General features: G+C 60.1%; 9 protein-coding genes. All 9 read right to left on the reverse strand.

What is annotated here, in order from left to right:
• Window positions 1-2 precede the first annotated feature (2 nt).
• Window positions 3-1,538, reverse strand: a complete 1,536-nt coding sequence (locus ACWIKB_RS28345) for an MFS transporter (protein ID WP_475270808.1) — start codon at window positions 1,536-1,538, stop codon at window positions 3-5.
• A gap of 221 nt (window positions 1,539-1,759) precedes the next feature.
• Window positions 1,760-2,680: a LysR family transcriptional regulator gene (locus ACWIKB_RS28350; RefSeq protein WP_475270809.1), complete on the reverse strand. Its 921-nt coding sequence runs from the start codon at window positions 2,678-2,680 to the stop codon at window positions 1,760-1,762.
• A 168-nt stretch (window positions 2,681-2,848) separates the two neighbouring features.
• Window positions 2,849-3,715, reverse strand: coding sequence for an ABC transporter permease (locus ACWIKB_RS28355; RefSeq protein ID WP_475270810.1), 867 nt, complete (start codon window positions 3,713-3,715; stop codon window positions 2,849-2,851).
• Window positions 3,716-3,735: 20 nt separating this feature from the next.
• The gene (locus tag ACWIKB_RS28360; RefSeq protein ID WP_475270811.1) at window positions 3,736-4,599 is read right to left on the reverse strand and encodes an ABC transporter ATP-binding protein; all 864 of its coding nucleotides are present in this window, start codon (window positions 4,597-4,599) and stop codon (window positions 3,736-3,738) included.
• Window positions 4,600-4,604: 5 nt separating this feature from the next.
• The gene (locus ACWIKB_RS28365) at window positions 4,605-5,630 is read right to left on the reverse strand and encodes an ABC transporter substrate-binding protein (RefSeq protein WP_475270812.1); all 1,026 of its coding nucleotides are present in this window, start codon (window positions 5,628-5,630) and stop codon (window positions 4,605-4,607) included.
• Between the two features lie 17 nt (window positions 5,631-5,647).
• A complete protein-coding gene (locus ACWIKB_RS28370; protein WP_475270813.1) occupies window positions 5,648-6,535 on the reverse strand; it encodes a TauD/TfdA dioxygenase family protein in 888 nt (295 codons plus the stop codon).
• A gap of 303 nt (window positions 6,536-6,838) precedes the next feature.
• Window positions 6,839-8,206 carry an HlyD family type I secretion periplasmic adaptor subunit gene (locus ACWIKB_RS28375; RefSeq protein ID WP_475270815.1) on the reverse strand — a complete coding sequence of 456 codons (1,368 nt, stop codon included), beginning with the start codon at window positions 8,204-8,206 and terminating at the stop codon, window positions 6,839-6,841.
• A complete protein-coding gene (locus ACWIKB_RS28380; RefSeq protein ID WP_475270816.1) occupies window positions 8,196-10,352 on the reverse strand; it encodes a type I secretion system permease/ATPase in 2,157 nt (718 codons plus the stop codon). Before ACWIKB_RS28380 ends, ACWIKB_RS28375 begins: the two co-directional genes overlap by 11 nt.
• 42 nt (window positions 10,353-10,394) lie before the next feature.
• Complete coding sequence (locus tag ACWIKB_RS28385) at window positions 10,395-11,747, reverse strand: TolC family outer membrane protein (protein WP_475270829.1); 1,353 nt, start codon at window positions 11,745-11,747, stop codon at window positions 10,395-10,397.
• Window positions 11,748-11,833: the final 86 nt, after the last annotated feature.

The following is an 11,833-nucleotide window of genomic DNA, read 5'->3' on the forward strand; positions in this document are numbered from 1 at the left end:
GTTCAAGTCGGTGCCCGCGGTGGATACATCCGCGTCGGCAGCCAGAAAATCAGCAGGATCAGCGCCGCAGCGACGCCCGCCATGCACAGATAAAGATCAGAAGCCGTCAGCACCACGGCTTGCTCATGCAGTCGATGGGCAAGGCCGGCGCTGTCGCTATCGGCCAGGGGCGAGTTGCCGAGGTTGTCCACCAACATGGTCGAGTGGAAATGCAGGCGTGCAGTGGTCAATGCATCCAGCACGCCGGTGGCGACCACTGCGGACAGGCCTTTCACCGTGTTGAACCACGCCGAGGCGAACGGCCCTTCCATCGGCGTGATGCTGCCGGTGGCGAGCATCAACAGCGGCAACACCGCCATGGGCTGACCGAAGATTTGCAGCAGTTGCAGCACGTAGAAATCGTCGCGAATCCATGCCGACGTCAGTTGCGAGCCGCCGAGGCAGGACAACGCCAGCATGCTCAGGCCAATCCCCAGCACCCAGCGACAATCGACCCAACGAAAGTTGCACAACGCCGCCACCAACGGCAGCGCGATCAATTGCGGCAACGCCGCGAGCAGCATGATCGGCGCGGTCTGGATCGGCCGATAACCCTGGACTTGCGCCAGGTAGCTGGACGGAATGATCACCACTGCCAACAGCACCACCAACACGCCGGCGAGGGTCATCAAGGCGAACGACAGGTTTCGAATCCCGAGCATCTGCAACTTGAAGAACGGAATCGGCTGCGACCATTCGTTGATCAAAAACAGCACCAGCAACAGCAACCCGCCACCGAGCAAAAAGCAGATGAGGCTCGATTCAAACCAGTCCAGCCGATTGCCCTGCAGAATGCCGATCACCAGCATGCAAATCGCCGGAAAACCCAGGAGCAAACCGCGCCAGTTGAACTGCTTGAGACGCTCAAGACGCAGCGGGTCCTGGGGCAAACCGTAAGCCACCGCCGCCATGGCAATCAGGCACGGCACGATGATCTGCCAGAAGGTCCATTGCCAGCCGACGTACTCGGTCCATAACCCGGCCAACGGCGTACCGAGACCAGGGCCGAAGGTTGCGGTCAGGGCATATCCGGCCAGGCCATAAAGCTTGACGTTGGCCGGCAGGAAACGCAGGGCGACAGTCATCAGCATCGGCGGCAACGCCCCACCCGCCAGGCCTTGCACGATGCGCATCAGCAACAGGCTTTCGTAGTTCGGGGCAAACGGGCACAACACGCCCAGTAGCGTGAAAACGCCGATGGCATAGAGGGTGAAACGCCGCAGCGAGAACGTCACCGAGCACCACGGCGCGAACGCCATGGCGGCCACCGAGGTCGCGGTGTAACTGGCGACCAGCCACGTACCTTCGTCGTAACCGATGGCCAACGCGCCGCGAATGTCGGCCAGGGCGACTTTGGTCACCATCTCGTTCAGGCCGGACACCAGCACCGCCAGCAACACGCCTACCAGACCGATGATGATCCGCAGACCGAAGACCGGTGGCGCAGCGGCGGCAGGGCTGGCTACGCCGAGAGGGGCCGGGGCCGTGAGGGAAGTCATGTACTGCAAGCTCCGGGAGGGGAATACCGGGGCATTTTATGGAGGGTTGGGCGTTACGAAAATTGACTTGTTGGCAGGTTATAAGTGCGTCAGACGCAGCAATCCAAAACCCCTTGTGGGAGCGGGCTTGCTCGCGAAAGCGGTGGGTCAGTCAATATGGATGTTGAATGAGCTGGCCTCTTCGCGAGCAAGCCCGCTCCCACAGGGGATTTGTGTTGGCTTCAAGTGGGTTGCGCGGCCAGCCAGGTCTCGTCGCAACACGCCTTGAGCATCTCGCGCATCCAGCGGTGGGCCGGATCCTTGTCGTAGCGAGGGTGCCAGGCCTGGGTCAACATCAGCGTTGGCAACGGAATCGGCAAGGTGAACGAGCGCAGCTTCAGGCCCAAACGCCGCACGCTCAGCAGTGCTTCTTTCGGCACCGGCAGCAGCAGATCGGAATCGGGCAGCGCAAACATCGCCGCATGGAAACTCGGCGCAATCACCGCCACTCGCCGCTCCAGCCCCAAGGCATTGAGCGCCGTGTCGATCGGCCCACGGGCAATCCCGCGACGGGACATGCTGATATGAGAAAAACCGGCATAACGTTCGGCGGTGATCTCTTCGGCAAACAGCGGATGATCTTCCCGGGCCAAGCCGACGAAATGAGTGGCAAACAGGTTCTGGATCTTCACTTCCGGCATCAACGGGCGATTGTTGCTGATGCTCAGATCGATCCTTCCTTCGCGCAACGCCTCATCGTCGCCATCGCCTTCCGGGACGAAACGCAGCTCACAATGCGGTGCCTGACGCTCCATGGTGTCGAACAGCTTGCCGCCATACACACCGACGAAAAAATCATTGGCGCGAATGCTGAAGCGACGCCGCAAACTGCCCAGTTCCACCGCATCGGCGGAGCGGAACAGCAGCGCAGCTTGCTCGACCACGTCGCGCACCTGTTCGCGCAGCGCCAATGCTTTGGGGGTTGGCACCAGGCCACGACCGGCGCGCACCAGGATCGGGTCGCCGATGGCCTCACGAATTCGAGTCAGGGTGCGGCTCATGGCCGCTGGGCTGAGGTTCATCCGCCGCGCGGCGCCCACCACACTGCCCTCGTCGAGCAAAGCGTCGAGGGCGACCAGCAGGTTCATGTCCGGGAGTTGCATGCTGAGCACTCGTGGCTGATCAGGATTGATTCAGACGCAATGCTAGCAAACATCCTGAATTATTGGGTTGGCTGGGCCATTCGCGAGCAGGCTCGCTCCCACAGGGGAATGCATTTCAATGTGGGAGCGGGCTTGCTCGCGAAGAGGCCCGCCCAGACAACAAAGAATTTAGCGCTGCATCCCCCACCGCTTCACCGTCACCCGCTCCAGTGTGTCGAACACCAGGTTCTCCACCAGCAACCCAATCAAAATCACCACCGCCAACCCGGCAAACACTTTGTCGGTGTACAGCTCATTACGATTCTGAAAAATATACCAACCCAAACCACCCTTGCCGCTGGTCGCACCAAACACCAGTTCCGCCGCGATCAATGTGCGCCAGGCAAACGCCCAACCGATTTTCAACCCCGCAAGGATCGACGGCAGCGCCGCCGGAATCAGGATAAACAACACAAAGCGCATGCCCTTGAGGCCATAGTTGCGCCCGGCCATGCGCAGGGTTTCCGAGACGCCGAGAAACCCGGCATAGGTGTTCAACGCCAAGGCCCAGAGCACCGAATGCACCAGCACAAAAATCAGACTGTTCTGCCCCAGGCCAAACCACAGCAGCGCCAGCGGCAACAACGCGATTGCCGGCAGCGGGTTGAACATCGAGGTCAGCGTGCTCAGCAGATCACGACCGAATTGCGTCGAGACCGCTAGCGTGGTCAAGGCAAAGGCCAGAACGATGCCGATCAGGTAACCCTTGAGCAACACGATCAGGGAAATCCATACCTTGCTCAGCAATTCACCACTGAGCAGGCCGTCGTACAGCGCACTGCTGGTTTGCAGAAAACTCGGCAGCAGCAGGTCGTTGTTCTGGATGCGGGCAACCACTTCCCACAGCACCGCGAGCAAAATCAGGATTAGGCTTTTGCGAACCCAGCCCTGTTGCCAGACACGCTGGCCGAGGGGTAACTCTCGCTCCAGCGGTACGCTCGTCAGGGGCTCTAATACGGTTTCGAATTCTTTACGTGCAGATGAAAACTGGCTCATCGGGCAATCCTCTCAATGGCTCAATAAGCGATGCGAATGTCGGAGAAATCCAGCTCGCGCTCGGTTTCCGGGGACTGGCCTTCATCGAACAACAACCGATGAATGCGCCGCGCCGACTCCTGGAACGCCACGCCGCCGAGGCTGTGCAAATCGTATTGATGGCTATGGACTTCCGCCCGCACCCGCCCCGGATGCGGCGACAGCAGCAGGATGCGATTGCCCACCACCAGCGCTTCTTCGATGGAGTGGGTTACAAACAGCAGCGTGAACCGCACCTCCTCCCAAAGCAGTAGCAATTCCTCCTGCATCTTGCGTCGGGTCAGGGCATCGAGGGCGGCGAAGGGTTCGTCCATCAAGAGGATTTTCGGTTGCATGGCCAACGCGCGGGCAATCGCCACCCGCGCCTTCATGCCGCCGGACAAGGTGTGCGGATAGGCATCGGCAAACGCCGCCAACCCGACCTTATCCAGATAGTGCAACGCCCGCTCTTCAGCCTCTTTGCGCTTGAGGGTTTTCGAGGCCAACAGTGGAAACATCACGTTCTGTTTGACGGTTTTCCACGGTGGCAGTTGATCGAACTCCTGGAACACCACGATCCGGTCCGGGCCCGGTGCGTGGACGGTTTGCCCCTGAAGACGAATCTCGCCCTCGCACGGCTGTATAAACCCGGCGACCGCTTTGAGCAGCGTCGATTTACCGCACCCCGACGGGCCGAGCAGCACAAAACGGTCCGCGGGATCGATCTCGAAACTGACTTGGTGGGTGGCCCGAACTACGCGCTGCGGCGTGCGGTATTCGAGGCTGACGTGATCGACCGACAGCAGCGCTTCGACTGCCGGTGCGATCGGGTTGCTGGCCGTGTGGCCTTGCAAGGGGGCGTTCATGTCGATCAGCTCCCTTGCAGCGGCTTGGCGTCCTGGAAGAAGTAGTCCTTCCACGAATCCGGTTTGTTTTTGATCGCGCCGACGCGGTAGAGGAATTCGGCCAGCGGGTAGGTATTTTTCGGCGTGACGCTGAATTCGAACTGCGGGTTATCGATGATTTTCAGCAGCGCAGCACGGTCGATTTTGGCCTTGGTTACGCGGATGTAGGTGTCAGCCGCCGCGCCTTTATCGTTCTGGGCGAACTCGGCCGCTTCGGTCAGGGCTTCGACGAAGGCCTTGTAGGTTTTCGGGTTCTCGTCGCGGAATTTCTCGGTGGCGAACAGCACCGTCGGCGAGTTCGGACCCAGCACGTCATAGGAGTTGAGCACCACGTGCACGTTCGGGTTTTCCAGCGCCTGATCCTGGAACGGAGGGTTGGAGAAGTGCCCGGTCAATTCGGTGCCGCCGGCAATCAGCGCAGCGGTTGCATCCGGGTGCGGAACGGCGATGGTGTACTTGTCGAGGCGATTGAATTCCTTGTCACCCCACTGCTTGGCCGCCGCGTATTGCAGGAAGCGCGACTGCACCGAGACGCCGACCGCCGGCACCGCGATGCGGTCCTTCTCGGTGAAGTCGGCGATGGTTTTGACCTTGGGATTGTTGCTCACCAGGTAGTACGGGAAGTTACCGAGGGACGCCACGGCTTTGACGTTCTGCTTGCCGTGGGTACGGTCCCAGATGGTCAGCAGCGGACCGACGCCGGCACCGGCAATGTCGATAGAGCCGGAGAGCAACGCATCGTTGACCGCCGCGCCGCCCGAGAGCTGAGTCCAGTCGACCTTGATGTCGATGCCTTCCTGCTTGCCGTACTTCTCGATCAGGTTTTGATCGCGCACTACGTTGAGCAATAAATAAACAATCCCGAACTGCTCGGCGATACGGATTTCACCTTCAGCGTGGGCCACGGTCGGCGCCACCAGGCTGCCGGCGATCAAGCTGAAACCCAGACCGATGGCCGCCGCCAACGGCGCGAATGGAAGACGTTTGGACATGATGGTTCTCCGGCAAATCAGAAAGGCGCGTCGCCCTGGATGGTGGTGCGATACAACTTGCGGCGCAGGTAGCTGGGGCAACCGGCGGCAAGGTGGATCAGCGAACGGTTGTCCCAGAACACCAGGTCGTGGGGCTGCCACTGATGGCGGTAGATGTTTTGCGGCAACACGCTGTGGGCGTAGAGCTCGTCGAGCAGTTGTTTGCTCTCGTCTTCCGGCAAGCCAACGATGCGCGTGGTGAAGCCTTCGCTGACGAACAACGCCTTGCGCCCGTTTTCCGGATGGGTGCGCACGATCGGGTGCACGACTTCGGCCACCTGAGCCAGTTGCTCCGGGGTCAGGGTCGGGCGCCAGTTGCCTTCGAATTTGGTTTCGCTGTAGCGCGCGGTGTAGGAATGCGCAGCGGACCGGCCCTCGACGGCTTTACGCAGCGCGTCGGGCAGGCCGTCCCAGGCCTTGTGCATGTCGGCGAACAGGGTGTCGCCGCCTTCGGACGGCAGCTCCTGGGCGTGCAGCATCGAGCCCAGGCTCGGCAACTCTTTATAAGAGAGGTCGGAGTGCCAGAACTTACCGGCGTCACCGAGGCCGACGGACACGCCGTTTTCGATGATGTTGGAAACGATGAGGATTTCCGGGTGCCCGGCCAGCAGGAACTGCTTAAGCACATGAATCTGCAACACGCCGAAGCGGCGGCTGAAGGCGATCTGCTGTTCGGGGGTTATGCGTTGGTCGCGAAATACAACGACGTGATGATCCAGGTGCGCGCGGTGGATGCGCGCGAAATCCTGGTCATTGATCGGGCGGGACAAGTCCAGGCCGATGATTTCGGCACCGACGGCGCCGCTGAATGGGCGGATGTCGAAGGTTTGCGGCGCGATGCTTTGAGATGCAGAGACTGCTGACATTTAAATCACTCCCACGCACGGCACGCTCAAGGGCGCGCGCGTCGATCAGAAACTCACGGAGGTCCCGTGTTGGTTCGTGTCGTGCGGCGCGCCGATTGGTCGGCAGGTACGCAGGAGAGTGACTTTATAGTCATAAGAATTGAAATTTAAATACCGTTAGCGAATAACGATATGGCTTTTGGGCTGTAGCGCATTTTAGGCCGCCATCGCGAGCAAGCTCGCTCCCACAGGGGTTATCTGTCGGACACAAAACCCTGTGGGAGCGAGCTTGCTCGCGATGAGGCCATCAGCCTCAGCCAAGATCTACCGCTCGTGCAAAGCCTCAGCCCGCGCCCGAATAATCGGTTTCAGTAGATAGCTGAGCACGGTCTTCTTGCCCGTGATGATATCCACCGACGCCACCATCCCCGGAATGATCAGCAACGGCTTCTCATCCGTCCCCAAATGGCTGCGATCCGTGCGCAGCTTGATGATGTAGTAGGTGGTCTTCTTGTCTTCATCGGTGATGGTGTCAGCACCGATCTGCTCAAGCTTGGCTTTGAGCCCACCATAAATGGTGTAGTCATACGCGGTGAATTTCACCGTCGCTTCCTGCCCAGGGTGCAGGAAGGCGATGTCTTGCGGGCGAACCTTGGCTTCCACCAGCAAGGTGTCGTCCAGCGGCACGATCTCTACCAGGTCGCTGCCCGGCTGGATTACGCCGCCGATGGTGTTCACCAGCAATTTGTTGACGATGCCGCGCACCGGCGATGTCACCAGCGTGCGGCTGACCCTGTCTTCCAGCGCCTTGCCGGTGGCTTGGGCCTTGTTCAGGTCGGTGCGCGCTTCGTTGAGTTGGGTCAGGGCTTCGCTGCGGAATTTGCCGCGAGTCTCGTCGATCTTGCGCTGCACTTCCTTGATCGCGGATTCAGCGCGGGGAATCGCCAGGGTGGTCGCGTCCAGTTGCCCGCGGGTTTCCACTTCGGCGCGTTTGAGTCGCAGCACTTCCACCGGCGATACCGCGCCCTGAGCCACCAGCGGCTCGGACATGTTGATTTCCTGGCGTTGCAACGCCAGGCCACTGCGGTATTGCGCCTGCTTCGAGGAAAATTCGCGCAGCTCTTGCTGACGCTGGATCAACTGCTCCTGCAAGCCGCCGATTTCATCGTGCAACTGCTGGCGACGGCTGGTGTACAGCGACTCTTCGCTGGCGGCCTGGCCAGGCACGGCTTTAAGCACGTCGGCCGGGAAATTCAGCGGACGGTCATCCACCTCGGCGCTCAAGCGCTCAACCCGCAGCAGCATCGACAGGCGATCGGCCTCGGTTTCGCCAACGTTGGAGGCAAACCGGGTGTCGTCCAGACGAATCAGCGGCGCGCCAGCCTCGACGATCTGCCCTTCCTTGACGAACAGTTCGGAGACGATACCGCCCTCAAGGTTCTGGATTTTCTGGATCTTCGACGATGGAATCGCCTTGCCGTCGCCCTTGGTCACTTCGTCGATCACCGCAAAGTTGGCCCAGAGCATCAGAAAGACGAAGAAGCCAATGATCGCCCAAATGGTCAGGCGCACCACACGCGGTGCGTCTTCGATCAGCGCCTTGTTCACTTCCGGCAACGGTTGGCCTTGCAGCGAGGCGGAGCCTTTGAAGTAACGGCGGATAGAGTCCTTGAAACCCGACTTAAGCAACACTGATCTGCCCCTTCTTCAACGCTTCCATCACAACGGCTTTCGGCCCATCGGCGAGAATCTGCCCACGGTCGATCACCAGCAAGCGATCCACCAGCGACAGCAGCGACGCCCGGTGCGTCACCAGCACTACGGTTTTGCTTTCGATCACCGCGGCAAGGCGTTGCTTGAGGCGTTCTTCGCCAGTGTTATCCATGGCGCTGGTCGGTTCGTCGAGCAGCAGGATCGGTGGGTTGAGCAGCAGCGCACGAGCGAGTGCCACGTTCTGCCGTTGGCCGCCGGACAGGTTCTGCCCACGCTCGCCGACTTGCAGCTCGTAACCTTGCGGGTGCAAACGGGCGAATTCGTGCACGCCGGCCAATTCGGCGGCTTGCAGCACCAGTTCGTCTTCTACATAACGCGCACCGGACACCAAATTGTCGCGCAGGGTGCCGGCGAGCAATTGGATGTCTTGAGGCACGTAGCCGATGTTGTGGCGCAATTCGCTGACATCGATCTGACGGATATCAACGCCATCCACCAGTAACGCGCCATCGTCCGGCTGATAGAGGCCCACCAGCAGTTTGGCCAGGGAGCTTTTGCCCGAGCCGCTGCGACCGATGATGCCGATTTTCTCGCCAGGCTTGATGATCAGGTTGATGTTCTTCAGCGCCGGGTTTTGCTGATTCGGGTAGGTGAAGTTCAGTTGACGGCACTCGATGGCGCCTTGCAGCACCTTGCGGCTCAGTGGTCGCTCGTCGAAATTGCGCTCTTGCGGCAATTCCATCATCTGGTCTACCGAAACCATCGTCACCTTCGCTTGCTGGTAGCGGGTCAGCAGGCCGGACAACGAAGCCAACGGGCTAAGCGCGCGACCGCTGAGCATATAGCAGGCAATCAGACCGCCCATGCTCAGGTGGCCGTCGATGATCTGGTACACGCCGAAGACGATCATGATCACCCCGGCCAGTTGCTGGATCAGCAGGGTGATGTTCATCGCCAGGCCGGAGAGCATTTTCACCCGCAGTTCGAGGCGGCTGAGGGTGCCGATGGTCTGTTCCCACTGGTACTGACGCTCGCTTTCGGCGTTGTTGACCTTCACCGCATCAAGACCGGCGAGGGTTTCGATCAGGCTCGACTGACGCTCGGCGGCAAGGGCCATGGTTCGTTCCATGGTCGCCACCAATGGCTTCTGCAGCGCGTAGCCGATCAGCAGGGCAATCGGGAACGCCAACACTGGAATCCACACCAGGTGGCCGCCAAGGATCGCGATGACCATAAAGATCAGCAGCGTAAACGGCAGGTCGATCAGGCTGGTCAGCGTCAGCGACGCGAGGAAGTCGCGCAGGCTCTGAAACTCGTGGATGTTCTGGGCAAAGCTGCCGACCCGGGCCGGGCGGTACTTCATCGCCATACCGACGATGCGCTCGAACAACGTAGCCGAGATGATCAGGTCGGTTTTCTTGCCGGCAAGGTCCAGGCACAGACTGCGCAGGCTCTTGAGGATCAGGTCGAACAGGTAGGCGCCGGTGATGCCGATTGCCAATACCCACAGGGTCGATTCAGCCTGGTTCGGCACGACGCGGTCGTAGACGTTCATCACGAACAGCGGCGCGGCCATGGCGATGATGTTGATCAGGAAGCTGGCGGCGATGGCATCGGCGTACAGCCAGCGCGAACGCTTGAGGGTGTCACGGAACCATGAACGCGCACGCGGGATCAGCGTGCCGTGGTTCACATCGAATTTGTGTTGAGGTTGTGCGAAGAAGACTTTGCCAATGTAGTCGTCGGCCAGCAGCTCACGACTGACGATACTTTCGCCACCATCGGTTTCGCTGAGTAGCACGCGGGCCTGGTCGTCACCGTGCCAGCCAAGCAGCACCGCACTGCGGCCATCCTTGAGCAGCAACAGCGCCGGCATCGCAATCGCCGGAATATCTTGCAGCTTGCGTTGCAGCACCCGACCTTGCAGACCGGCGCGAGCGGCGGCGCGGGGCAGCAACTCGATGCTCAGTCGCTGCTTGGGCAACGGCAGGCCGGTGGTGAGCATGGCGGCGCTGGCCGGTTTCTGGTGCAGGGTGCACAGGGCCAGCAGACCATCCAGTAACGGATCGTCATGCAGCGCGCGTGGATCATGAATGAGTTGAACTCGACTGACTTCTGATTCCACGCTCGGCACTCTTGGCTAACAATTGAACAATGAAGGTTCTGCTCAATTCATACCGGGCAGTTGGACCTTTGGCTTCACGTCGTTCTGCACAACGGATGCCAACGGCGCGACCACTCCCTGGCTCTTGAGCAACTCGCCCATGGTCGCCTTGATTCGGTACTGAGTAAATAACTGAATGTTTTTGATGTCCGCCAGACGACGGGACGCGGTGAACAGTTCGTTTTCACTGTCGAGCAAGTCGAGCAAAGTGCGCTGACCGAGGCTGAACTGCTTCTGATAAGCCGTGCGCACCGCGGTGCTGTGATCAACATATTGCTGGGCGATCGGCACTTGGGCATTCGCATTGTTCAGCGCGTTCCAGGCCAGACCCAGCTCTTCGTTCAATACACGCAAGGCGTTGTTGCGGATGTCCAGCGCCTGGTTGGACAGGTAGGACTTGGATTCCAGGTCAGCCTTGTTGCTGCCACCGGCAAACAGGTTGAAGCGCATGCGCAGCATGGCTTGCCACTCGTTGCTGTGACCGTTCTGACCGTCGAGGTCGTTGTCGGCGGTGCGGCCCAACTCAGCGTCGAAGCGCGGGTAGAACGTTGATTTTGCAGCTTCGTACTGCTTCTCGGCAGCGGCGATGTCGGATTCAGCGGAACGCAAGATCGGGCTGTTCTCCAGCATCTGCGTACGCGCTTCATTCAGGTTGGCCGGCAGCAGCGCCATGAAAGGCGCAGGACGCTCGAGCTGATCGGGCATCTGGCCCACGGCGCTGAGGAAGTTGGTTTCGGCGTCGGCCAGGTTGGTCTGTTCGGTGATCAGGTTGTTGCGGGCCTGGGCCATACGGGCTTCAGCCTGATCGAGGTCAGCACCGCTGCCCACGCCGCGCGAGGTGCGCAGTTTGATCTGGTCAAAGATCCGCTCGTGGCTCTTCAGGTTCTCTTCGGCCAGGCGCACGAATTCGCGGCGGGTCAGCACGTCGAGATAAACCTGGGCCACGGTCAGCGCGGTGCGTTCCGACGTCCCCAGCAAGGAGTAGGCGCGGGAGTTAACGGTGGCTTGTTGACGCCCCACTTCACTGGACGTCGCAAAACCGTCAAAAACCATTTGCGACAGACGCAAACTTGACTCGCTGCGGTTCAGGGTTTCCCAGTGATTGTTCCCGGTATCGGCACGAGTGGTGACGTTATCGGTGCCTTCGCGACCATAACCGCCCAGCAGATCGACCCTTGGCAGGTATCCACCTTTGGCGGCCTTTAACTGATAATCCGCAGCCAATCGGCTATTCACCGCAGCCTGGATTTCCGGATGGACATCCAGTGCCTGTTGCATGGCTTCAGGCAGGGATTGTGCCTGGACGAAACTGGCGGCGAGGGCGAAGGGTAAGGCCTTGAGCAAATACGAACGCATGTAGGAAATATCCCAGAACTTCTTGTCTTGAATCACAGCAAATAGTGGCGCTGCGTCGGATGATGGCAACCGGAATGACCGTATGT

The organism is Pseudomonas sp. 5Vm1k (genome assembly GCF_056161485.1).